The organism is Chryseobacterium sp., assembly GCF_019236175.1.
GTDB lineage: Bacteria > Bacteroidota > Bacteroidia > Flavobacteriales > Weeksellaceae > Chryseobacterium.
On sequence record NZ_JAFAJM010000017.1, the window covers coordinates 47,624 to 73,229 of the forward strand.

Annotated in this window: 23 protein-coding genes; all 23 read right to left on the reverse strand. The window is 36.9% G+C overall.

Features of this window, described 5'->3' with window-relative positions; genetic code table 11:
• Positions 1-35: 35 nt before the first annotated feature.
• The gene (locus tag JO178_RS14980) at positions 36-965 is read right to left on the reverse strand and encodes a UbiA family prenyltransferase (RefSeq protein WP_291937607.1); all 930 of its coding nucleotides are present in this window, start codon (positions 963-965) and stop codon (positions 36-38) included.
• A 10-nt stretch (positions 966-975) separates the two neighbouring features.
• Positions 976-1,902, reverse strand: coding sequence for a mevalonate kinase (locus JO178_RS14985; protein ID WP_291937609.1), 927 nt, complete (start codon positions 1,900-1,902; stop codon positions 976-978).
• Positions 1,903-2,109: 207 nt separating this feature from the next.
• On the reverse strand, positions 2,110-3,588 hold the full coding sequence (locus JO178_RS14990; protein ID WP_291937611.1) for a tryptophan 7-halogenase: 1,479 nt from the start codon (positions 3,586-3,588) through the stop codon (positions 2,110-2,112).
• A 15-nt stretch (positions 3,589-3,603) separates the two neighbouring features.
• On the reverse strand, positions 3,604-4,974 hold the full coding sequence (locus JO178_RS14995) for a radical SAM protein (protein WP_291937613.1): 1,371 nt from the start codon (positions 4,972-4,974) through the stop codon (positions 3,604-3,606).
• A gap of 23 nt (positions 4,975-4,997) precedes the next feature.
• A complete protein-coding gene (locus JO178_RS15000; RefSeq protein WP_291937614.1) occupies positions 4,998-7,259 on the reverse strand; it encodes a hypothetical protein in 2,262 nt (753 codons plus the stop codon).
• A gap of 18 nt (positions 7,260-7,277) precedes the next feature.
• Positions 7,278-8,771 (reverse strand): ferritin-like protein, encoded by a 1,494-nt coding sequence (locus JO178_RS15005; protein ID WP_291937616.1) that lies wholly within the window; start codon positions 8,769-8,771, stop codon positions 7,278-7,280.
• A gap of 602 nt (positions 8,772-9,373) precedes the next feature.
• Positions 9,374-10,864, reverse strand: coding sequence for an MFS transporter (locus JO178_RS15010; RefSeq protein WP_291937618.1), 1,491 nt, complete (start codon positions 10,862-10,864; stop codon positions 9,374-9,376).
• 106 nt (positions 10,865-10,970) lie between these two features.
• On the reverse strand, positions 10,971-12,149 hold the full coding sequence (locus JO178_RS15015; RefSeq protein ID WP_291937621.1) for an acetyl-CoA C-acyltransferase: 1,179 nt from the start codon (positions 12,147-12,149) through the stop codon (positions 10,971-10,973).
• A gap of 114 nt (positions 12,150-12,263) precedes the next feature.
• A complete protein-coding gene (locus tag JO178_RS15020; RefSeq protein ID WP_291937623.1) occupies positions 12,264-12,668 on the reverse strand; it encodes a hypothetical protein in 405 nt (134 codons plus the stop codon).
• Positions 12,669-12,961: 293 nt separating this feature from the next.
• Positions 12,962-14,344: a nucleoside permease gene (locus tag JO178_RS15025; protein WP_291937624.1), complete on the reverse strand. Its 1,383-nt coding sequence runs from the start codon at positions 14,342-14,344 to the stop codon at positions 12,962-12,964.
• Between the two features lie 22 nt (positions 14,345-14,366).
• Positions 14,367-14,966, reverse strand: a complete 600-nt coding sequence (locus JO178_RS15030; RefSeq protein WP_291937626.1) for a bifunctional nuclease family protein — start codon at positions 14,964-14,966, stop codon at positions 14,367-14,369.
• 182 nt (positions 14,967-15,148) lie between these two features.
• A complete protein-coding gene (locus JO178_RS15035) occupies positions 15,149-16,096 on the reverse strand; it encodes an electron transfer flavoprotein subunit alpha/FixB family protein (protein ID WP_291937628.1) in 948 nt (315 codons plus the stop codon).
• 40 nt (positions 16,097-16,136) lie between these two features.
• Positions 16,137-16,883 carry an electron transfer flavoprotein subunit beta/FixA family protein gene (locus tag JO178_RS15040; RefSeq protein ID WP_291937630.1) on the reverse strand — a complete coding sequence of 249 codons (747 nt, stop codon included), beginning with the start codon at positions 16,881-16,883 and terminating at the stop codon, positions 16,137-16,139.
• 150 nt (positions 16,884-17,033) lie between these two features.
• Positions 17,034-17,741 carry an SDR family oxidoreductase gene (locus JO178_RS15045; protein ID WP_291937632.1) on the reverse strand — a complete coding sequence of 236 codons (708 nt, stop codon included), beginning with the start codon at positions 17,739-17,741 and terminating at the stop codon, positions 17,034-17,036.
• A 77-nt stretch (positions 17,742-17,818) separates the two neighbouring features.
• Complete coding sequence (locus JO178_RS15050; protein WP_291937634.1) at positions 17,819-18,736, reverse strand: T9SS type A sorting domain-containing protein; 918 nt, start codon at positions 18,734-18,736, stop codon at positions 17,819-17,821.
• 208 nt (positions 18,737-18,944) lie between these two features.
• Positions 18,945-20,324: a dipeptidase gene (locus JO178_RS15055; protein ID WP_291937636.1), complete on the reverse strand. Its 1,380-nt coding sequence runs from the start codon at positions 20,322-20,324 to the stop codon at positions 18,945-18,947.
• 168 nt (positions 20,325-20,492) lie between these two features.
• A complete protein-coding gene (locus tag JO178_RS15060; protein WP_291937638.1) occupies positions 20,493-20,771 on the reverse strand; it encodes a hypothetical protein in 279 nt (92 codons plus the stop codon).
• Positions 20,772-20,909: 138 nt separating this feature from the next.
• Entirely contained in the window at positions 20,910-22,085 is a 1,176-nt protein-coding gene (locus tag JO178_RS15065) for a class I SAM-dependent methyltransferase (protein WP_291937640.1), read from the reverse strand.
• A gap of 182 nt (positions 22,086-22,267) precedes the next feature.
• Positions 22,268-22,639, reverse strand: coding sequence for a GxxExxY protein (locus JO178_RS15070; protein WP_291937642.1), 372 nt, complete (start codon positions 22,637-22,639; stop codon positions 22,268-22,270).
• Between the two features lie 70 nt (positions 22,640-22,709).
• Positions 22,710-23,153, reverse strand: coding sequence for a DinB family protein (locus JO178_RS15075; RefSeq protein WP_291937644.1), 444 nt, complete (start codon positions 23,151-23,153; stop codon positions 22,710-22,712).
• Positions 23,153-24,316: a methylmalonyl-CoA mutase family protein gene (locus tag JO178_RS15080; RefSeq protein WP_291937647.1), complete on the reverse strand. Its 1,164-nt coding sequence runs from the start codon at positions 24,314-24,316 to the stop codon at positions 23,153-23,155. The genes JO178_RS15075 and JO178_RS15080 overlap by 1 nt, the downstream gene beginning before the upstream one ends.
• A 101-nt stretch (positions 24,317-24,417) precedes the next feature.
• Positions 24,418-24,774, reverse strand: coding sequence for a septum formation initiator family protein (locus JO178_RS15085; RefSeq protein WP_291937649.1), 357 nt, complete (start codon positions 24,772-24,774; stop codon positions 24,418-24,420).
• Positions 24,775-24,776: 2 nt separating this feature from the next.
• On the reverse strand, positions 24,777-25,391 hold the full coding sequence (gene udk, locus JO178_RS15090; RefSeq protein ID WP_291937651.1) for a uridine kinase: 615 nt from the start codon (positions 25,389-25,391) through the stop codon (positions 24,777-24,779).
• Between the last annotated feature and the right edge of the window lie 215 nt (positions 25,392-25,606).

Sequence of the window (25,606 nt, forward strand, 5' to 3'; positions counted from 1 at the left end):
GTAATAATAACCTTAGTTTATTTAAAGAAATTTTTCTATAATTTACTTTCAATTCCGTTCAAAAGCATGGCGATAATTCCGATAAAAACCCAGAAACGTAATATATTGATTGTAAAAAAGTTACTTCTTCTGGAAGCGTTTAAAAGGAGATAAATACAAAGAATCATTACAAATAGCCCTCCGGCAAAGTAATAGGCCATAAAGCTGGTTACTCCTGTTTTGGCAATAATTTTCATAGAAACAGCCATTGTCACCAGCAACAGGGAGATCAGGATCATTTTTGTATTTCTGGTTTTAAAATAATTGGGAATAGTAGTGTATCCGAAGGTTTTATCCACACTTCGGGTCAGCGTATCTTTCACAATATCAATACACAACAGAATAAGAAAAAGAAAAACAGCCATCAGAATAATCTTTTTGGAAAATGTTTCGTAATACACCATCATTCCGAAAAACGGATATAGGGTAAGACTGACAAAAGTGAGATTATTGATGATGAGTATACGGCTTAATTTATGGCTGTAAAACCACATAAAAAACTGATAAACAAGGAAAAAAGCGAAAACATTATGAGAAATCATCCAGGCAACTCCTAAAGAAATTGCACTTAATCCTAAATAAGCGTACAGGAAATATTTTTGCTTGATAAAGCTCTGAATTCTTGTTCTGAATGGTTTTACAATATGATCTTTTTCCAGGTCATAAAACTGGTTGATAATTCCACCGGCTAAAATAGTAAGGACAGTACAGAAAATAATTCCGTGAACTTTAAAATCAAATACAAAATTACGAAATGATTCATCCTGATTGAACAGGAAAAAAGTAGAAACATAGAGCGCAAATGTCAACAAAGCGGCTACAAAAAAACGGGCTCCGAGCAGAAAGCCCACGAATTGTGAGAATCTGTAAAATAGAGTTTTAGAGATATAATTTTTGGATTGGAAAGTTTCTTTTTCAGAATTCATTCCAATCTTTTTAAAACCTGTAAATCACCTCTTTTTGGAAACCATCAAGCATTTTTTCTGCTTTCTCATAATCTTTGGTAAATCCCAGGATATAACCACCACCACCGCTTCCGCAGAGTTTAAGATAATAAGCATTGGAATCCAGGCCTTTTTTCCAGATATTAAAGATACTTTCAGGAATCATTGGACGGAAATGCTCATAAGCCCAATGAGAAAGTTTTTTTAAATGTCTGAAGAAAGGGTTCATATCTTTTTTAAGGAAACTTTCTATACATGCGTTATTGTAACGGATAAATTCTTCTTTCAGCGTCTTACGGAAACCTTCCGTTTTCATTTTTTCAAAGAAGATCTGGATCATGGGTCCTGTTTCTCCCGTCATTCCGGAGTCAATCAGGAAAATAGCTCCTTTTCCTTCTTCTCCTTCCGGGATAGATACTCTGTCTAAATTTTCTTTATTTTCAATTAAAATGGGCAGATTCATATAGCAGATCAGCGGATCCATTCCTGAACTTTTCCCATGGAAATAGCTTTCCATTTCACCGAAAACAGCTTTTAATTTTTTAAGATTATCTTTTGAAATGCTTTCAGCATCAAGTTTACTGATAGAATATTTCTCAAAAACAGCAGCTACCAAAGCTCCTGAACTTCCTACTCCATATCCCTGAGGAATATTGGAATCAAAGAAAAGTCCGTTTGAAATATCTTTTTTGAAATCTTCAATATTCAGTTTAAAATCATCAGAAAGATCAAGTACTGAAAGAAATTCAGCATATTTCTGCAGATGTCTGTTGGAGTTAAGTTCAAATTCAGAACTCAGATCTGAGAATTTCAGTGTCCCTTTATAGAAGCTGTAAGGCACTACAAGACCCTGGGAATCTTCAATCATTCCGTATTCTCCAAACAGGATTATTTTTGCATAAAATAGAGGGTTGGTCATTTTGACAATAAATCTTTTTGCAAAGTTAAAAATTATTCCGCGGAATATAAGCAAAATCCAAGCCGAATTCTGATTTATTAACGCAGAAAAAACAGTGTTCTGTTTTTAATCATTCTACAAAAATAAAAATTTTTGATGTAAATGGTGTAAAAAAGCCTGAAATAATCAGCCTTTTTTTAGAGTTATCTCCAATCTTTTGTTAAGAGGTCAGCTTAGTTCCACCACTCCCAGATCGCAAAGCCTAATTCCTATCTGACTGGCTTTTTCAAACGGTATTTTCTGGCTCCAGGAATAAATCATTTCGCCAAATGTATGAGCATTTTCCAAATGAGCAAGCAGCGGAATGAGTTCTATATTATCCATATAGGCTAATTCCCTTTCCAATAAAGGATGCGATATCGCATTTTTAAGATGCAACCGATCATCTTCAACGCATACAGTCTGAATCTGAGTGATTTGTGAAGAAATACGTATTTTTTTATACCATAATTCACTTAAGTCTTGATTATCGCTTATTCCGGAATAAGTGATCTTATTTTTTTCACTTTTTTTAACCTCATCAAGTTTTAATTTCAACTTATTACAGAACTGTCTTTCAGCATGATCAGATATGATATTAAGTTTTGATCTTTCGTTCCAGAACCTGTTTACACTTTCCGGCCATGCACTTTCATAATATCCGGCTGTCCACACCAAATGACGAATCACGGAACTTGCCATTTGATCTTCATAATAGGTGCGGGCCAATTCATAATGACCGGATTTCAGTACGGTATTAATAGCGATTACCGCCTGCAAAGAAAACCGCATCGCTTTTTCCACTCCTGTTGATGAAAGAGGATCAAGAGTGAATGCGGCTTCACCGATTCTTATATAATGGTCTTCCCATGGTTTATAATGGCTATAATTCATCACTGAACAGCTTTTTATACCGGAAAAATCAAGAGCCTTGACTCCCTTTGCAAATAACAAAGATGAAGCAATCCGATCAAGGAAAACCTGTTCATAATTTTCTTTTTTAAGATCTTCGGGATCCATAAAGGCCATCATTCTGAATTTCCCATCCGGTAAAGGAGAGCCCCATAACCAGCCGGATTGCTGAGCTTCTACAAGTGTACAATGCGGCATTGCCGAACCTTCCGTATTGGTGTAAAGAGCAACCATTGAAGATGCGGTGATAATTTTTTCCGAAATTCTGGAGCTAGTCCTTCCTCTTGCATCCAGAATAAAATTAGCATATAATTCTTTTTGTAAATTATTTTCACGGATCCCAACTTTCCAGCAACTGTTTTCTTTCTGAAAACTTTCAGGCCTTGCAGGCTGAAATAGCCTCATTCCTCTCAGAACGGCTAATTGAAGCATGTCAGCATCCAGTTTTCCTCTGTCTACCATAATACCATCCCCACCTTGCCTAAATTCAATATTTTCTTCACCAGCATTTTCCCAGATAATCTGTGCCGGCAATGCATTGATATAGCTATGCTCTGCCAGAAGATGACCAGCTTCGAGGTATTCAAAAATATTTCTTATTCCTGAAGATAGTGATTCTCCTATCTGATGTCGCGGAAAAATCTGTTGCTCAATGAGGCCTACATGATAGCCAAGTGCTAAAAGTCTTAGCGCAGCACAGGATCCTGCAGGGCCACCGCCTATAATTAATACATCAAAAAAATCAGACTCTTTCATTCTCTTGTCTCTTAATTAAAAACCAGCCACCATCCTTGATATTCTTTCATGAGCCTGAATGGTATAATGTAGCCATCCCCGGATATAATTGCAGGCATTTCTCCCTTTATCAAGTACTTCATGATGGCATCCGCCACCACAGAGATATCGTGCCCAACATTGGCTGCAAGGGGACTGCTGATGAACATGTCTTGATTCCAGCCAGTTGTTCTGAAGCTCTTCATCTACACCTTTTTCAATATCTCCCATACGACCGGCAGGTTCATTAACAAATCTATGGCATGCTGCTAATTCTCCTTCTGCAGAAACTCCCATGTATCCTGCTCCTGCTCCACAGGGATAAGGACGATGTGTTCCTTTTTCAATTTCTTTAAAGGCATTTGCCATATTCAGATAAGGATAACGTTTGCCTTCCAATATCTTTTTCTCGAAATGGAGTCCACAGGCAATCATAGCGCTTAACAGCTGTTCCAGATCCTTCCCGTTCATTTCTCCTTTTCCGTTGCTGGAATTGAGTAAAGGAGAAAAGCCTACACTATGAAACCCCATATCAATGAAATAATCAAGCGCTTCCAAGAGATTAAGATTGGCCGGAGTAACGGTTACCCGTGCTGAAACCTGCATTTTTTGCTGGATTTTCAATAGCGGTTTAATATTTTCCATGATCTTGTCATAGGTTCCTGCTCCTCCTTTGAGGGGTCTAAGTGCATCATGTTCTTCTTTTAATCCGTCAAGGCTGATTGTCACTGAAAAGCCATACTGTTCAAAAAAAACAGCATCCTCTTCAGTTAACAAAGTTCCGTTTGTAGTTATGGAAAAACCTATATTAATTTTTTTTTCAGCGGCTTTTTGTACAGCATATTCTGTAGCTTCTTTGATTCCTTTCCTGTTCAGCAGAGGCTCACCGCCTAAAAAAGTTAATTGTACTTTTCCATTTTCGGGACAATCTCTGAGTAAAAGATCAATAGATTTCAGAGCGACATCTATGGACATATTTTTCATCGCTCCCCCAAAGCTGCCCTGATCGGCATAGCAATACGTACAGCCCATATTACACTTCTGCGCAATAGCCAGTGAAAGTGCATATACTGATGGATTTTTTAAAGGCTCATCCTCTATTTTCGGTGGTGTTTCCAATCCCATTTCTGACAATTTTCTCCTGATTCCTTCCTCATCTTTCAAATCTAATAAGGATTGAAATTCTGCCTCGGTTTGTGGTGAAATCCGATAGAGCATGGTACCGTTTGTCACTAACAGCTGTGTACTTTTACCGCCTTTCACCAGGTGAATCTGAGGAGAAGCGGGCCCTGATTCGGAAGCTATTTTCCCTGCCAGTCTGCCCGCTATTTCTTTAGTCATATTACGTGTGTCAATAAGTGTTGTCATGTAATATTTCAGTTAAGGTTTAATCATTTAATATCTGTTTTGATAGCATCTTTTCCTTTAATGATAAAGCTAAGCTCACCTTCCCAATTACTGAACAGATCATCATAGCTCAATAGCCTGGAATCTGTTCTGTTATCCGGAATATATTGTCCTGTACGTTTTTTTGCCATCCAGTTATCTCCTGTGCTCAGCCCTTTCTCATCCGGAACAACATTCACGAAATCAGGCCTGCTGGCTGCCCAGTAATAACATGCGCATTCGCGGTAATCATTTTGCCATGGAGCACATAATCCCTGAGTCATTTCACCCGGTTTTATAATAGCATCAGACAAAACACTTGTTCCTTTATCAAAAAAGTAATTTACTTTCAGGGTAATTTTTCGGAAACGTTTTGTATCATCAAGCTCATCTGCGGTAACTACAATTTCTGTAGGACAAGGTTCATTGGTAAAATGACATACTACCTCCTGCCCCTGTTTCTGAAGTACCATTGCCATAGAGTTGGACCACTCCATGAATGACACTCCGTTTGGATTGGCAGCAGTAATCAATGAAATATTATCACCTCCCGGAAAGACGGGACCTGTTGTTGCCACCATAGTAGGTTTATTATCGATGGCGACTAAACGGCATCCTACGAGGTTCTGATCGGCAAGACTTGGATCAGTCTCGATGACGTAGTTGTTGTTTTCAATGAGAACAATATTCTGAAAGGCACGACGCCATAGATTTCTGAAATCGAATTCAAGTCCCGGAAAACAGTTTGAAATAGCAGATCTTGGTAAAACAGAAAAAGGATTTCCTTTTCCCAGGTAATGCATCTGTGCAGTAAGATTACTGGCCTGGAGTGCGTTGGCTCCCGGAGAGTCTTCATAAGTACCCGGATCCTGACTATCCTTAAATAGGGCTCCTGCCGCCGCATTAATCACCATGCTGATTTGTCTTCGGGTAAATGTCAATGCTCTTCCGTCTGCACCCCGCATCAATGCAGGCATTTTACGAAGTGTCGGACTGGAAAGATCTCCAATCTCTTCCGGACGGCGTAAAGCATCTACAAACCATGCGGCGGCTCCTGTACTTAATCCTCCAAATACCCTTTCATGTAAAGCACGTAAAGCCAGATTATCTACAATTGAAGTCGCCATAATCGGCTCGTAAAGACGTCCGAAATCATTCGTATTTTGTCTTACCATTGTACTGGCTGCATTTTGTATTCCTTCATAAGAATTACCATTCATTACTGCGGTATTCATCAGCCTGATGGTTTCAAATGCCCTTCTGACGATCTCTTCAGCCTGATCAATATCCACATCGCCTTCTACTTCCGGCCCCAGTAAGATCTGTTCCAGCTCATCAGAAACCACTCTTACAGGCAGAGTATCGGGTGCAAAGGCAGGTGGTCCTGCGCTGATATGGGCCCTCGCCGTTAAATTCGTCCCATTTCCTACTAAATGTACAGAAACAAATCCGTCACATTCATCATCCAGATATCCCCAGCTGATACGGTCGTCATTAGCTAATGAATACCCGGCGAATATTTGAGCCGGATTGGTATAAGTTGGTTTAACTTTGCTGTCCTCCCGATATCCTTTCCATCCTTTTGTTTCGTCATAGAGTACCAGATCTTCTGAATTGATGATTGGATCCTTCTGATTGCGCTTAGTTTCACTTTCGTCTCTAAAAAGACTTGAACCATATACTTTTCCTTCTGCAGGTGTAAAACGAAATCTTATTTCTGGAAAATCATCTGACGGAGCAATAAACTGTACCTTTCCGAGTTTTAATGTTTTATTGGATTTAAAATTTTTACATACCCCTAGTAACTCCTGTGAGGCGTGAGTGGTAATTCCTGAGATTTTAGCATAGATTTTATCATCTTCATTTCCTGTTCTTCGGAATATTTTAATGTTTCCTACCTCTACATCCCAGCTTATATTGGTCATATCTAATCCAGCCTTTTTCAGAATACTGTTCGTAAGAGGAACCAGGGTCTTTTCATCTTCGTCGGTAATGGCAAAGACTTCCAAGAAAGGGGCAACCGGATGTATTGTTCCATTCTTTGACTCTAATGTGGGAGATTCTTTGAAGTAAATCTGATTGGGAAACTGATTGGTAATTTGCCCTGTTACCGGATCTACACTGAACGTTTCTTTTGGAATGATTGTCCTGAAATCGAGCGGACTGTCTTCTGACAGACCAAGATCATAAGCGGATAATGGCTGGCTAGAAGAGCCTAAACGTCCAATAGCCATTGGAGGGAGTATGCGAAGTTCTAAAAGTTTCATAATGGTATTTTTAAGGGTTTATTTGGCATTGGAAAGGAGTTCTTTGATAATGGCGGAAAGTCCCTGATCTGCTTCTCTTAATACGTTCAGGTATTTAAGATTAGCCTGTGATACGTAAGGAGTAAGACTTTCAATAATGATTTCACTGGCCTCTATAAGGTCCTGATGTTCCTGCCAGCGATTAGCTTCACCTACCGGAAGATCTAATGTATAAGGAATACTGAATGGCGGCCCTGTCATCTTACCGTCTGCGCCACCCGGATTGAGCGGAGTCTGAACCAGTACATTGGAAATACTTCTTAGATTATACATTTCTCCAAAGGTTGCATTGATGATGGTTGCTCTTGGTGAAATAGCACCATTATTATTAAAACCGTTATCCAGTACAAAACTATGGGCAAGATAATTCAGTAACATTCTGTAGCGAACATTAAAAAGGTGAGCCCAGGCTCTTGCTTCGGGATTTTTAATGGCATCCTGTTCATAATCTGTACCTGCTTTCCTTGAGGATTCCAGGCTGCCATCTGATTCTCTTTCGGCAATAAAAGGATTGGTAGCGACATTTCTTGAAGGCTCCCATGAATCACCCAATTCTTTTTTCGCATCGCTAAGGGCAGAATAAACAGACAGAAAACGTTCAAAATGCGAAGGTTTATCTTCATTTTCAGTCTCTTTTGGCGCTTCTCCCTGTTCTGAGATTTCTGATAATGCAGCGTAAGCATCGTCTCTGCAGGTTAAAGGAGCAACCAATACATCAGGGCTTCCTTTTGGACCTCCCGGAACACTTCCTCTTTGTCCTCCCGTATAGCCACGTCCCCATTCATCGAATTTAGCCTGAAAGGCGTAGGTATTGGCATTAAAAAGTTCATCAGGAATTTGGTCAGTATCATTGATAAGGCTTAAAATCACGGCAAATAAAGCACCTACCCTGTGCGGATCATCGGTTACACTTTCCATATCCTTTTTTATTTCCTGAGCATACTTATTATCACTGTCAATCCAGCCTTCCGGAGATTCGGCGTATACATATTTGCCCAGTGACTTCAGCGTGAGTCTTTCCAGTTTAAATGGAAACGGATAGAAAGGGGTATCCCATGGGTAGTCCATCCTGCCGAAGTTCAGGGGTGCCCCGATCAGCTTAAGGACGTTCTGAACAGAGATAAAATGCCCCATTTCTTCTTTGGCGATTCCGAGTATTGTTTCCTGCCAGTTTTTTACTTTCGGTTGATACTCTTCCGGAATATGAGATCCCCCCATACTGTAGCCCGCATAGAGATACTGCAGCATAAGCCCGTGTTCTATTTCTGAATTGATATAGAGTAAAAAGGAAAGGTAATCCTTAGCATTAAATTCGTAAGGAATTTCTACTTTGATTTGTTTAGGATCCGGGGTTTCAAAAGATTCAAAACCTTCTCCTCCCTGGAAGTTCATAACGCTTTCATTTCTTAGCCTGTTTGTTTTTTCAGCTACTTGAAAAACAGGTTTCAGAAACCTTTCAAAATTTGCTTGCATGGTATTGTTTTTTGGATGTTTAATATTTGATATGTGCATAGTTATATCCTTCCTTATTTATAAGTAAATAGGGATATAAAAGTAAATCTCGTACAACAAAGGCAATTACGTGCAGAGCAGGTATTGAGTCTCAGATTCAATACATACCGGCATAGCAGCTGCCACTCTTTTAACGGTTAAAAGAACGGTACGGCAATTTTTTCAGTAATCCTGTTTAAGGCAGTTTATTTTGCCCGAATAAGAATTCATCAATACACTGGAAACAGGAGAATCGTACTCCTTAAAGAAATGGGATCGCAGAGGATACCTGCAATACATTGTTAGAATGTTTGAATTTGGGAACATGTTATCATCGTTTTATGGTTGATCTAATATATGATTTTTAATAGTACCAGCCAACTAATCTGTCTCAAAATAATTAAAAAAGTAAAACATAACCCGTTTATAATTATAGAGATACGTGTTTCAAAAACCGATACAGCCACGCTTTACATGATATAAATCTAATTTAATCTATTAAAGGTTATTGTATAAAAAAAGAGGATATTTCACTTTAAAATATCCTCTTTTCTATCTTTTTTACTTTAAAAGCCATCCTTCACTTATAAGGTATCTCTGTCTTTTCTCATTTTAACTTTCAAAAACCTGATCAGAATTAATCCGGCTCCGAAAAATATAGTCATGGACAAAGCGGCAATTCTCATATTATTAAAATGCTCAATAAGTGTTGCAAAAATAAAGGTTCCGATAATGATGGCAATTTTCTCCAATACATCATAAAAACTGAAATAAGTGGTGTTTTCCATTGAGTTTTCAGGAAGCAATTTGGAATAAGTGGATCTTGACATAGCCTGAAGGCCTCCCATTACAAGTCCTACAACCGCTGCCACACCATAGAACTGATATTCTACCGTAGGATTTTCTTTGTTCAGGAAATACGCCCATAAACAGGCTATAATCCATAACACGATTGCAATAGAGATCACATTTTTATTACCGATTCTTTTAGATAATCTTGAGAATATTACAGCGCCAATGATTGCTTCAATCTGAATCACCAGTAAAGTTCCGATCAGTTTATCCTGAGCAAGATTGATTTCACTTTTCCCGAATAGTGTTGCCATCAGGAAAATGGTCTGCATTCCTACACTATAAAAAAAGAAACTCGATAAAAAGAACTTAAGATTTCTGTCTTTGAAAAGCTCACCCCCGACTTTAAACAATTCGTGGAAACTCTCTTTGGCAATATCTTTATAGAAGCTCATATTATCTTTAAATACTTCAAAAAAGCCTCCTTGTTCTGCATGTTTTTTAAAGATATTTTTATAGTTCAGCAATACAAGATCTTTAGGTAATTTATCTTTTACATCTCCAAACTGAGGAAGATGTTTAAAGGTATATTGTGAAAATCCGAACCACCACGCTCCGGTTAGTAAGAAACTGATTCTTGTAAATAATAACTGTTGTGCAGCTCCTTTAGCAAACACCTGAATCAGTACCAGACAGATGACCACCAACACTACAGAGCCAATATAGCCGTACACATACCCTTTTGCAGAAAGGGCATCCTGCTTATCCGGTGTTGCAATATCAGGCAGGAATGAGTTATAAAACACCAGACTTCCCCAGAACCCGACACTCGCTGTAATGCTGAAAAGAAGTCCCAGAAACACATTATGCATCCCTGTAAACATGGCTAATCCCATACATGAGGTAGCCCCCAGATAACAGAAGAACTGTAAGAATGATTTTTTATTTCCAATGGTATCTGCCAGAGAAGACAGGAATGGTGAAAGCAAGACAACGATAAAGAAAGATATGGTTAATGAATATCCATATACCGCATCGGGCTGATATTCTTCCCCAAAAATCTTGATCATGTGTCTTACCGGAACATCGATCCATTTTTTTGTTTCCGTTACATATTCTTTCTTTTCATACGCAGTAGTAAGAATAGAATAATAGATTGGGAAAATGGTAGAAGTAATGACCAAAGAATACACGGAATTTGCCCAGTCATAGACGGCCCAGGCTTTCATAATCTTCGGATTATTCTTTATGTTTTTAGATTGTCGATTCTCAGTTTCAGACATTTCAATTAAATATTAGTAGCACAAAAATAAAAAAACCATTAAGAAATGGATAAGATTTTAAAAAAATTATACATTCCTTAATGGCAATATATTCTTAAACAGAATATTACATATTTTCAATTACGATAGCAGAAGCTCCTCCGCCACCGTTACAGATTGCAGCAGCACCATATTTTGCATTGTTCTGCTTCAATACGTTAATCAATGTTACGATAATTCTGGATCCTGAACTACCCAGTGGATGCCCTAATGCAACGGCACCTCCGTTTACGTTTACTTTAGAAGCATCTAATCCTAAGATTTTATTGTTCGCTAATCCTACTACAGAGAAAGCTTCGTTAAATTCGAAGAAATCGATATCAGAAACTTCCAATCCTGCTTTTTTAAGAGCAATAGGTAGAGCTTTTGCCGGCGCAGTTGTGAAGTTTTCAGGTTCCTGAGCTGCATCAGCATAAGAAACGATTTTTGCAAGAGGTTTAAGGCCTAATTCTTCCATTTTTTCTTTAGAAACAAGAATCAAAGCGGAAGCCCCGTCATTTAATGTAGATGCGTTGGCTGCCGTTACTGTACCGTCTTCCTTTTTAAATACGGTAGGAAGCGTTGCTATTCTGTCAAAATTTACGGCTTTATATTCTTCGTCTTCTGCAAAGATGACAGGCTCTCCTTTTCTTTGAGGAATTGAAACCGGTACAATTTCATCATTGAATTTACCTTCGCTCCAGGCTTTTGCGGATCTTTTATAAGATTCTACAGCGAAGTTATCCTGATCTTCTCTTGTAATATTATAATCTGTAGCACATTTCTCTGCACATACTCCCATATGTACTTTGTTGTACACGTCTGTAAGACCGTCCAACACCATACCATCAAGCATTTTAATATCGCCTAATTTTGTAGCAACTCTTGCGTTATAGTAATGAGGAACTAAAGACATATTCTCCATACCTCCGGCCACGATTACCTCAGCGTCACCTGATTTAATAGCCTGTGCAGCCATTGTTACGGCTTTCATTCCTGAAGCACAAACTTTATTAACTGTAGTAGAAGGGGTATTGATTGAAAGACCTGCTCCTAAAGCCACCTGACGAGCCGGCGCCTGTCCTTCTCCTGCCTGCAATACATTCCCCATATAGATTTCCTGAACTTGATTTGGATCAAGGCCAATTCTATCTAATGCTCCTTTTACTGCAGCAGCTCCCAATTTTGTTGCCGGAACTGTTGATAAGCTTCCCATAAAGCTCCCCATAGGAGTTCTTACTGCGGAAACAATGAATACTTCTTTCATGTGTATAATTTTATTTTTTATTTTGTTTTTGCATACTGATGCCTCTGTAAAGGGGTTCCTGATATGCGTCTGAATTTTTAAATGATAGTCTCAAGGCTGCAATTTTTCACATCCTTATAACTGGGTTCTTTTATTTACTTTTTTATTTCCTCCCGGAAGAATCATCAGTAAAGCTCCTAAGAATTCAACCGCCCAACCCCATTTCAGCTTTACCACTCCGGCAAAAGCTTCTCTCCAGGATTTAAACGGCAGAAAACTGAAATATTGCAGAGACTGCATCTTTACGGCTATTAAAGTGAACACAAACAAGAGAATAAGCAAAACTCCGAAAAGCCTTACGATTTTTGTACTGTTATTAACAATTCCAAACACAGCGCATGCGGCCAATATCCAACACGCAATAGCCAGATAGTAATCAAGCTTCCAATAGTTCCAGTTCCCGATAACAGGTACATGTACCAAAGGTAAAAAGCTCCCTACAACCACTAACAACAATCCTAATAATTGAATATTTTTCATATTTCTTAAAGTGCCAAAATACGAAAAAAAACACATTTTCAAATCATCCGAACATAATCTGAAATTTTATTTACCTAACACTCATTAGTCACAACAAAACACCTTCGAGACCGCCTATTTATTAATGATATGCGGTTTATATTATCAAATCATAAAAACAAATTATTACAATACTATTTTTCAAATCACTTTTTCCGTTTATCAGAAGCTAAATTAGATTATGAAAAGGGTTTAAATAAAAAAATTGCACTTTCTTATCAAAAGTGCAATTTTATATTGTGTTATTATCTTAATTAATGTTTTACTGAAGAGACATCTTCAGGATTATGTTTATGTCTGAATAATACGGCAAAGAATATAGCAAGAACCAACGCATAAACAGCGAAGGAAAGCCATATCTGCTGCCAGTCTTTAACCATCACAACAGCAGAAAGACTACCGTCTGAATTTACGGCTGCATTAAAGCTGGTTTTCAGAATCTCCAGGAATGTAGGATTATCAGGGGTTGTCTGTAAATATGAAGATAAATCTGAGGCAGTGGTAAACTTATGAGTAAAGAACTTATCAATAGCCCAGCCTGCAATATAACTTCCGAAAACGGCACCAAAACCATTGGTCATCATCATAAATAAACCTTGTGCTGAAGAACGTATCTTTTTATCTGTAGTAGTTTCCACGAAAAGAGACCCGGAAATATTGAAAAAATCAAAAGCCATCCCGTAGACAATACAGGAAAGAATGATCAGAGACAATCCAAAACCTTCAGGAACACCATAAGCAAAGAATCCGAATCTTAACACCCACGCCAGCATAGACATCAGCATCACTTTTTTAATTCCGAACTTCTTTAAGAAAAATGGTATCGCTAAAATAAATAAGGTTTCTGAAACCTGAGAAATCGACATGATAATGGTAGATCTCTGAACGACAAATGAGTCGGCATATTTAGGAAAATGGGCAAATTCACTTAAGAATACGTCACCATAAGCATTCGTCAGCTGAAGAGCGGCTCCTAAAAGCATCGAAAATAAAAAGAACAATGCCATTTTATAGTTTCCGAAAAGCTTAAATGCATTTAATCCCAACTGTTCTGATAAAGGAGAATTTTTATCAATCAATTTTTGTGGCGGGCACTTTGGTAAAGTAAGTGCATAAATTCCTAAAAATATAGCTACGGCTCCACCGATATAAAACTGGCCTTCTGTTGCTTTATTTCCGCTAAGATTAGTGATCCACATCGCAACAATAAAACCGATAGTTCCCCATACACGGATGGGTGGAAAATCTTTCACCACATCCATATTATTATTTTTCAGGATGGTATAGGAAATAGAGTTGGCAAGGGCAATTGTAGGCATATAAAAACACATTGCTACGAGCATCACCGAAAAGAATGAATTGGGATCTGCAGAGTGTGGCAAAATGAAAAGAACAGCCCCGTAAAGGATATGTAGAACTGAAAAAATTCGTTCGGCGTTTACCCAACGGTCAGCAATAATCCCTGTAATGGTCGGCATAAATATGGAAGCGATTCCCATTGTTCCGAAAACAGCTCCAAACTGTGTTCCTTCCCAATGTTTTGTACCAAACCAGAAGTTAGCCATCGTAATCAGCCATGCTCCCCAAACAAAAAACTGGAGAAAACTGAGGATGGTCAGTCGTAATTTTAAATTCATAGTTTATATAAAATATCTCTTTTTAGTCAATTTTCTTTTTCCTCCTCTTGATTTCTTCCTGAATTTCCAGAGCAGTATCATAGTCCTCTTCTTTAACGGCCTCATCCAACAACTTCTGCAGCTCTTCCATTGAAAGAGACTTTAAATTATCTTCATTTTGCACGGTTTCTGAGAACGACTGGTCTTCTTTTGCCACATCTTCGAGTTCTAATAAAATACCGGCCTCATTCAGTACCTGTTGTGTAGTGAATATAGGGGCATCAAATCTCACTGCCATGGCAACAGCGTCAGAAGTTCTGGCATCAAGGATCAGATCTTCTTCTGTAACTTTATTTCTGAAATTAATATTTGAAAAGAAAACACCATCTACGATCTGATAAATAATTACAGAAATCAGTTCGTAATTGGCTGAAACTATAAATTTTGTGAATAGGTCATGGGTAAGAGGACGCGGTGGATGGATATCTTTTTCCAATCCAAGAGAGATTGACTGGGCTTCGAAATTTCCTATAACAACAGGTAATTTTATGTGTGTTTCTTCATGCTCCAGTAACAATGCGTACGCCCCCGACTGGGTCTGGCTGTACGATATTCCGCGAATAATTAGCTGCTTATAATCCATAGCTACAAATATAGATTAATTTTTTGTTGTGATTTCACTTTTTTACGCAAAAATAAAAGCCCGGAAAGCCGAGCTTTTATGGTATTGTGTATGATTGTCAATAATAAAGGGTGAATTTTTGCTCCGTAAGTAATCATTAAAAAATTGACAAGCGGAGTGCGTTAAGAATCCACCATTTACTTTTATCCTTTGATTGCTTTAATTTTCTCCGTTAATGCAGGAATAATCTGGAATGCATCTCCTACTACTCCATAATCTGCAGACTTAAAGAAAGGTGCTTCAGGATCATTGTTGATGACTACAATAGTTTTTGATGAGTTTACTCCGGCAAGGTGCTGGATTGCTCCTGAGATCCCTACGGCAATGTAAAGATTCGGTGCAATAGCCTTACCTGTTTGTCCTACGTGTTCTGTGTGAGGTCTCCATCCGATATCAGAAACCGGCTTAGAACACGCTGTAGCGGCTCCAAGAACGTTTGCCAATTCTTCAATCATTCCCCAGTTTTCAGGTCCTTTCATGCCTCTTCCTGCAGAAACTACAATTTCAGCTTCTTTAAGGTCTAATTTTCCTGAACTTTGTTCGTGAGAAATCACTTTAGTATCTTCATTTGCTACCGAAAGGTTTTTCACTTCTTCTGAACCTGATACTGTATTTTCTTTAACTCCGAAAGCATTCTGGGAAACTGTAACGATTACTCCGCTTCCTTCAGCTTTTGCATGCATAAATCCTTTTCCTGAAAAGGCTTTTCTTTTCACCTGGAAAGGAGAAAGGCTTTCAGGAGCTTCCAGCGTATTTGTAATTAAAGAATAATTCTTCATTACAGCAAGCATCGGAGCAATTGAAGAAGCGTCTGTTGTGTGAGGGAAAACGATGATATTTCCGTCTACCACTTCATTAACAGCCTGTGCAAATGCCTTTGCTGAGAAATTCTTAAGACCTTCGTCTTTAATATTGATTACATTGGATGCTCCATATTTGTATAATAAATCTGAAGAATCAGTTGGGTTTACAGTGATTGCTGTAACGGTATCTCCGGCTTTGTCAGCAATAGCTTTAGCATAAGAAACTGCTTCGAAAGCTGCTTTTTTATAAACACCATTTATATTTTCTGCGTATACGAATACTGCCATTTTTTTAAATTTAAAGATTAAAAATTAAAGAATTAAAAGATTAGATTACTTTTGCTTCCTCGTGAAGTAACCTTACCAATTCATCCAGATTATCAGGAGAAACCATCTTCACGGCTGCTCTTGGCGGCACACTGTCATAAGATACTCCCTGAACTTTCACTTCTGAAGAAGAAGGTTCTACTATCTGCAAAGGTTTTGTTCTTGCAGACATAATTCCTCTCATGTTCGGGATGATCAGATCTTTTTCGTCTACTAATCCTTTCTGACCAGCAATGATTGCTGGTAATTTCACAGAAATAGTTTCTTTTCCGCCTTCAATTTCTCTTACTGCAGTTGCTTCGCTTCCGTTTACATCTAATCCTACTGATGCGTTTACGAAAGGCTGGTTTAATAACTGAGCTACCATTCCCGGAACAGATCCGCCATTATAATCGATGGATTCTTTTCCGCAAAGGATAAGATCATATCCTCCGTTTTGAGCTACAGCAGCGATTTCTTTCGCTGTAGAATAGCTGTCTTTAGGATCAAGGTTTACTCTTACCGCATCATTTGCACCGATAGCCAAAGCTTTTCTGATTACCGGCTCTGTAGTAGCATCTCCTACGTTAATTACAGTTACAGTAGCTCCCTGAGATTCCTGAAGTTTAATCGCTTTTGTTAACGCAAATTCGTCTAAAGGGTTGATTACCCATTGGATTCCGTTTTTGTCGAAAGCAGATTTGTCTGCTGTAAAGTTAATCTTCGAAGTAGTATCCGGAACACTACTAATACAAACTAATATTTTCATGTGTACTATTTTATTTTTTCCCTTTTATACGCAAAACCGACAACGGTTTATGCAGAGATTTTGTTTGAATTAATTTTTGCTAATATAAATAAAAAATATATTATGCATGCATAATACTTACTAAATTATTATTCAATACATTAGAAGTATTTACTTGCCTGGTTGTGTTGCTCTAAACTCTATTTTACTAGGTAAAACTCTTGGATTCATCTTTAAAATATCCAATATGAGATTTCCCATATCTTCAGGCTGAATCTTCCAGCTGTCTTTTTCCGAGGGCGTATTTCCGTTAAAATAAGTAGCTACAGAACCCGGCATAATAACTGTAGACTTGATATTATATTTTCTTAAATCAATCATTGCAGCCTGGGTAAACCCTACCACACCGAATTTTGAAGCGTTATAGCCCGTTCCGTTTTCAAAGAAATTAGCTCCTGCCAGACTTGAAATCGTAATATAATATCCTTCTGTTTTTTTCAGTTCCTCTACGGAAGCTTTTAAAGTATAGAAAACTCCCGTAAGATTGGTTTCTATCATATTATTCCATTCTTCAGCAGTTAATTCATCTACAGGTTTAAAAATACCTAATCCTGCGTTGGCAATGACATAGTCCAGTCTGCCGAATTTTTCTATGGTATACCGGATCGCTTCCTGTTCACTTTCAAGACTTCTTACATCCGAAACAATTCCCAGTACCTTTTCCGAATATTGTCTCAGTTCTTCTTCTACCTTCATCACCTCCTCTCTTTTTCTTCCTGAAAACGCTACCGAGATTCCGTTTTCAAGCAATATTCTGGCAATTCCAAAACCTATTCCTTTGGTTCCGCCCGTTATATAAGCTGTTTTATTTTCTGACATCATGCAAAATTTAATTCCCTAAAATAATAAAAACGCTCCAATTAGAGCGTTTCCCTGTTCCTAAGATTTGTCAGGTATTATTTTTTTATAAACTTCTCAGTATAAGTCTTATCTCCTGTTTTTATGGTCATTAAATAAAGGCCGGCAGGGAAATTTCTGACATCTACAACCCCGTTTAGAGCTTCAGCAGTTATTTTTTTTCCTGCTGTTCCGTAAATTTCAACTTCTTTTATTTTGTCCGAAGCAGATATTCTGATATAATCTGTCGCCGGATTAGGAGATAGAGATACCGTACCGGTATTGAGTGCAGTATTCTTAACTGCCATGAGGGCGGTATTACTGATCTTAACATTATCTATATAAGCAACTCCTGAGGCATTATCATGCACAAACCTTAGCTGGTCCATATTCAATGCCCCTGCAACCGCACTTGTATACATTAAAGTATCATTAAGATAATACCTGACTCCCAAAGCGGTTCCGACAATCTTAAATCTCGACCATACATTAGGCTGCCATCCAACAGAGGTTAAAATAAGATCTGAAACTCCTCCTGCTGTATTGAGAACTTTTATTTCTCCCGTTTTATCAAAATCCATTCTTACAAGGGTTACTTCATTAACATTATCAACACCCTGAAATCCAAAGACAGATCCGTTGAGCTGGGACATATTAATATCAAATGAAACAGAAAAATCTGAAACGGAAAGCATTGTAGGTAAATTATAGAAAGCTCCGATTATAGGCTCCGACTGTGTTCCGTACATATTTTCTTTTACGATCTTAAGGGAATTACTTCCGTCACTGGCATTATCCGTACAGATAACCTGATGGGTGACATTGGCCGGAACGCCTCCTGTCGGAGTGGTAGTCCAACCATTCTGTCCGTCAATATTTACGGCCATAAATCCTTCAGAGAGCTCAAAGGAAATATTTTGCTGGGCAAAGAAAAGCGCTGAAAATAAAGCACATGCGATTGAGTAATATTTTTTCATAGTAAATTCAAGTTTGAATTAAAAATATGAATTTTCCATCAAAAGTGAAATAACATGAAGAATAATTAACAATAAAGTCTTTATTTTTAATAAATAAAATATTCAATTCTATTATAATCAGCATTTTATCAATAAAACCAATGTTAATTATAAAACAAAAAAAAGACGCTTCCGGCAGAAGCGTCTTTGGTTGTATATAAAACCGGTATTATTTCGAATAGTTTTCAAAAAATAATGGAATACTTTCAATTCCTTTATAGAAATTAAACAATCCGTAATGCTCATTTGGAGAGTGGATCGCATCAGAATCAAGACCGAATCCCATTAATACGGATTTAGCACCCAATACTTTCTCAAACATTGCTGTAATAGGAATACTTCCTCCGCTTCTGTAAGGCAATACTTCTTTACCGAATGCAGTTTCCATAGCTTTTTTAGCAGCTAAGAACTCTTTTGTATCACTTTGCAGCACATAAGGCATTCCTCCATGGTGAGGAGTAACTTTAACTTTTACAGTATCCGGTGCTATTTTCTCAAAGTATTTTGTGAATTTTTCAGTAATCTCTTCAGGAGTCTGATAAGGAACCAGACGCATAGAAATTTTCGCGAAAGCTTTTGAAGGAATCACTGTTTTAGCGCCTTCTCCTGTATATCCGCCCCAGATCCCATTACAGTCTAAAGTCGGACGAATGGAAGCTCTTTCTAATGTTGTATATCCTTTTTCACCTTCAACATTGCTCAATCCTATTGATTTTTTGAATTCTTCAGGATTATCCTTAAGTTTATTCATCTCAGTTCTGTCAGATTCAGAAACGATCTCTACATTATCGTAGAACCCGTCAATTGTAATATGTCCCTCTTCATCAATCAGGTTGGCAATCATTCTTGAAAGCACGTGAATCGGGTTAGGAACAGCTCCTCCGTAAAGTCCGGAATGCAGGTCTCTGTTTGGCCCTTCCACTTCTACTTCTACATAGCTTAATCCTCTTAATCCTGTGGTAACGGTAGGTTGTTCGTTGCTGTAAATATGTGTATCTGAAATAAGAATACAGTCACAAGCCAGTTTTTCTTTATTTTCATTAACGAAATCTCCCAAACTTACAGAACCTATCTCTTCTTCTCCTTCTAAAATAAATTTAACGTTACAAGGAAGAGTATTTGTTCTCATCATTGCTTCAAAAGCTTTTAAGTGCATAAAGAACTGTCCTTTATCATCGGCTGCTCCTCTTGCAAAGATGGCACCTTGCGGATGAAGTTCCGTTTTTTCAATATACGGCTCAAAAGGAGGCTTTGTCCATAATTCTAGCGGATCTGCAGGTTGCACATCATAATGTCCGTATACTAATACTGTAGGTAAATTTTTGTCTAAGATTTTTTCACCAAAAACGATAGGATAACCTTTTGTTTCACATATTTCAACATGATCAGCTCCTGCATTCCTAAGGTGTTCTGCACATACTTCAGCACACTTCAGTACATCATCCTTATACGCCGGATCTGCAGAAATAGAAGGGATTCTCAATAACTCAAATAATTCATCCACGAAACGTTGTTTATTTTCGTTGATGTAATTTAATGTCTCTTGCATTGTAAAAATTTATTTCGTTAAAATTAAAAAAAATGGTTCTCAGGAGCAAGCAAAAATGCAGGATTTTCCTCGGCCAGCTTCTTATTTTCCGGGGAGTAAAAAATTGTCCATTTTTTTCATAAAAAATGCCCTGCAGAAAACAGGGCATTTTTATATTTTGTACTTTAATTAGTGTTCAGCTTTTGGTGCTTTTTCTGTTTCAGCAGGTTTTGCAGCAGCGGCAGTACTATCTGTTTTAACAGCTTCAGGTTTTGCAGCAGCTTCTTCTTTGTGCTCAGGAGCAGCTTCATGACCTGTTGTGTGAGCTTCCGCTCCTCCCTGAACATCGTCTGAATATCTTTCTACTCCGTCTTCCAGTTTTATAACCGCTCTATTTCCTCCTGCCGGTACTTTTTTACAGCTTACAGCTACAGTTGCAATCGCTAAACATAGAACTAATTTTTTCATATGTAAAATTTATTTTTTTTAAAGGTCATATAAAATCGCATTATTTTAGTCTGATTACTCGTCTAAACAACGGGCGATTTCACGCTTAAATTTTTAATAGCCCAAAAGTAAGAAATCCTGCTTTTTTCGGCAACATTTTTAGACTGATTTTAATATAATTTTTCCTTTTTTGGATTGTGTAAAAATAAGATACCGCTCTCCACCGTCTTTTAACCCATATTTCTTTTTCAGTTCTTCTGGTTTTAACGGATAGTTTTTTGATATGATATTAAACTGCTCTTTCTTTTTAATACTTTTAGAATCAATTACTTCCATTTCAAAAACTCTTCCCGGAAAATGATCTCTCCTTTCGGATGCCGTATAAAAATGTGTATTGGGATGAAGTTTTTTCAACCCCATTTTTTCTGAAATCAAATTAAACACTCCTGCCTTTAAAACGGAGTTATTGGGAATATAAATGAATTTTTCAGGTTCAGAATAGTCTGAAACAGCCTCTTCCTCTTCCCCAAATCTAAAGCTGAAATCTGTTTCTCCACTTTCCAGATTCACACAATGGCAGCTGATCTTCTCTAATTTCTCGTCTGATAAAAAAATGACCACTTCTTTAACATCATTTTTTACGGCAATAATTTCAATTCTGAAAATTCCGGGTAAAGCCGAAACAAGATATTTAAGATCAATCAGCGGAGACAGTTTTATTACAACCTGTCCTGATATTGATAATAATTTTTCCCGGATTTCAAGAATATTGGGAGACAGGTCTTCTAAAAGGAAAACTTTATTTTTATTTTGGTCTCTTCTGGCCGGATCGAGATAAATAATATCAAAATTTTCTTGATTTTGATTCAAAAAATCTTCGAGTTTATGGTTGATAAACCTGGCCTTTCTTCCTAAGATATTCCAATTATGTTCTACGATTTTTAAAAGCTCTTCATTCTGCTCTATTAAGGTAATATCTTCAAAATTTTGAGATAGATAATAGGCGTCAATCCCAAAACCACTGGTAAGATCAATGAATTTCTTTCCTTTTAAAATTCCGGATTTATAAAGAGCTGTTTTTTCAGATGATGATTGCTCCAGGTTGAGTTGTGGCGGAAAAATGATTCCATCTTTCAACAGAAAAGGAAATTTCCGTTCTGCAACCTGTTTTCCTTTGATTTGTTGTACAATTTCCTGCATAGAAACTTCAGGAAATGGAGATTTCTTTAATAATAACGAATGCAAGTCTGTATTCAGATTTGCATTGATATAGTTTTGAATGTCTTTATTTAATAGCTTGTCTCCCACAAATAATTTCTTTATACGTATAATCATCTATGAAGTTCTCTATTATAAGTGATTACATAATTTTCAACCACAGATCTTCGCAGATTTTCACAGATCTTTTCAATCTTTTTAATGACAAATTATCTATTATTCCCCCAACACTCTTTTATCTATCCATAATCATCAGTGAAAATCTGTGTGATCTGTGGTCATATAAAAGCATTATAGCTTCAGTCTAAGCTACTATTAACCTTTCGAATAATACTTTTATCAATATAATCTGTATTGAAATTAACTAAAATTCCTAGTTTTAAACCTGTTAATTTTAAATAAGTTAATAATTGTTGATGATGAATATTATGAATCTCAGAAATAGCTTTTATTTCAATTATGACTTTATCTTCCACCATTATATCTGCAATAAAACCTGAATCGATAAAAGCATCTTTAAACTTAATACCCATAGGAACCTGAGTCCTAATTTTTAGGCCATTCTTTTCAAGTTCATAAGCTAAAACTTTTTCTAAAAGCCCAGGCCCTAGCTCATTGTATACAGAAAATATAAACTTCCTGATGTAGAAACTTATTTCATTCTCTTTCATACATTTGTTTTTCTAAAGATAGATAAAAACAAATATATTGTTACTTACAGCCTATCAAAGCAAATTTAAATTACTTTCTTTTATAAAAAATATAGTCCGTTAATACAGGAGTTATACCGTTCTGTTTCAAAAGAGAATTCATTTGTCCTCGGTGATAAGTAGAGTGATTCACGACATGAAAAAGTATTTCAAAAATACTATTTTCAAATTTGGTTCCTTTGGAATTCTGGTATTCTACTCTTTTTTCAAAATCAGAATTTTGAATGATGTCAATACTTTTCAAAAAATTCTGATGATTAATTTCATCCAGAGATTCAAAAGGATTGATCTGCCATACGTCAAATGTGGATTCTCCCAATATTCGAGCATTCCAGATTTGCTGTGCATTGAGTGTATGATTGATTAAACTGATTATCTTATCATCTGCAGCTTCTCTGTTTCCGGAAATGACTTTGATCATTTCACGGTTGAACTGATCAGTATATTCAAATAAATCAATCAGCATTTCTTTCATTACTCAAACATTTCTGCCCAGCGCACGGCTTTTATTTCTTTTTCGTTGTATAAATCTCCAATAGACTTCTTAACGTCTAATTTAGGGTATAAATTAACGCCAATCAGCTTTATTTTACCTTCTTCAATCCATTGCTGCTCTTGGATAGCATGATCGTAAATTTTTTTCTGAACTACTCCCTGCTTTAACAGCTCCAGATATCCTCCTGCTTCTTCTATTTCCACAAATAAAGCCCAGGATTTCTCAGCAAACTGTGTGGTGACATCTTCCACATAGTAACTTCCGTTGGACGCGTCTTCAAATACATTGATAATACTTTCATAAGCCAGAACAATCTGCTGCTTAAAGGATATCTCTTCTGAATTCTCCGTACTTCTGTCTACCAGATAATTATTTGTGAAAACGGCATCTGCTCCCCCGATCATCGCAGAAGCAAGTTCCAGTGTAGAGCGGATCAGATTATTTTCATTATCTGAAACGGCTTTATTTCTCAAAGAAGTTTCTGCAAAAATATAAGGCACTTCATCTAGTCCATATTCTTTAGACAGCTGATTGAAAACAATTTTAAAAGCTCTCAGTTTGGCCATCTCAAAGAAATAATGTCCACCGACAGCCAGTCTGAAAACCAATTTGTTGATAACCTCTGCCCCATACAGTTCTATAAGTTCTTTAGTTTTGGCTAAAGCAATTCCTAACTGCTGATAGATCGCAGCACCTGCATTCTGATGCAGTGAAATATCAACACAGATATTTCTTTTAAAGTCTTTTGAAAGTAATTCTTTGGCCAGCTGATCATCAATTACTCCTTTTTTTTCATCAAAAACATCAATGAGTGAAAAATACTGATCTTCTTCTTTAGGGCTGATATGCCCTGCCAATTCTTTATTATTAACAAAAATCGTTTTCTCTTCCAGATTTTCTACATTCTGGTCCAGCATAAATGCAAATACTTCATCTTCCAGGCTTTCGTGATATCTGGCTACCAAATGGGTACTTTCCTCAACTTTTGGAAGATTGGCCAATGGCTTCTGAACATCTGTATAAAAAGGCTTAACCTCTATTCCTTCCAGATTTTCTTTCTCTAAAACGGGGTAAATATCCTCCGTTTTAAGTTGTTTTTTCACTAGGTTTTCCCAGTTTGGAAGTGTATCTGTATTTGACATTAGTTTTATTTATTTGTGAATGATCAATAGTGAATTTTACTTCCTTAATGTTTTTAAAACAGGTAAGCACAATTCACTATTGAGGTATTCTATTCATTTTATTATTTCTTTGCGACTTTAGTACTGTCGACAACCAGAATGAAAATTTCTTCATTCGGTTTTTTCATAAAATAATTCTCTCTTGCGTATTTTTCTTTTTCTGATTTGTTGTTCATCAGTTTTTTATAAAAAGCATCATTTTTTTCGTATTCTTTTTTATAATACTCCAGCTGCTCTTCATATTTATGAATCTCACCATTCAGTTCATTAATCACAAGGAATGAGGTTTTGTCAAAGAAAATCATCCATACCAAAAACAAACAGATCGTAATGGTATATTTATTCAGAATGTATTTCTGGATAAGTTTCAGTGTTTCCGATTTTGGCTGAATGTCTTTGATAAGTTTGTTTTCTTCCATTTTTAATGTTTTCTCAACGAGTTTTTAATAACAGTAGTTAAAAAATCAATCGCTACGGAATTCTGTCTCATATTCGGGATAATAAGATCAGCCTCATTTTTAGACGGCTCGATGAATTCCTGATGCATTGGTTTCAAAGTAGTCTGATAACGGTGTAATACTTCACTCAGATCTCTCCCTCTTTCCTGGGTATCTCTTCTGATCCTTCTGATTAGTCTTTCATCTGAATCTGCGTGTACAAATACCTTTAAATCAAATTCTTTTAACAATTCTTTATTGGTAAGAACCAGAATTCCTTCTACTACCAATACGTTTTTAGGTTCTACAGTGACGTGATCTCCTGTTCTGGAATGAGTGACAAAGCTGTAAATCGGCTGTTCAATAGGCTCATTATTCTTTAAAGCTTTCACATGTTTTATCAATAATTCAAAATCGATAGATTTCGGATGATCATAGTTTAAAGCCTCTCTTTCTGTCAGGGTAAGATTTTGATTATCATGATAATAATTGTCCTGAGAAAGGATATTCATTCCTTCAATATCAAGCTGCTGAAGTATCTTGTCAACAACTGTAGTTTTGCCGGATCCTGTACCACCGGCAATTCCTATTACAAGCATTCTTTTTTGTTTCTTTATAGTTGGTACAAATATACTACTTTAGATAAAATATGGCAATGAAGATAGAGAAATTGAACAATTAAGAAACTCTTACATATTGAGATGAAAATAATTAGTCTTAAAAATTGAGATGATTTTAAAGCGGCTTTGATTTAATCGGAAAAAACGATTTTTTTTATTTTTAAAACAGTACAATAATGATATTCCTCCTGCAC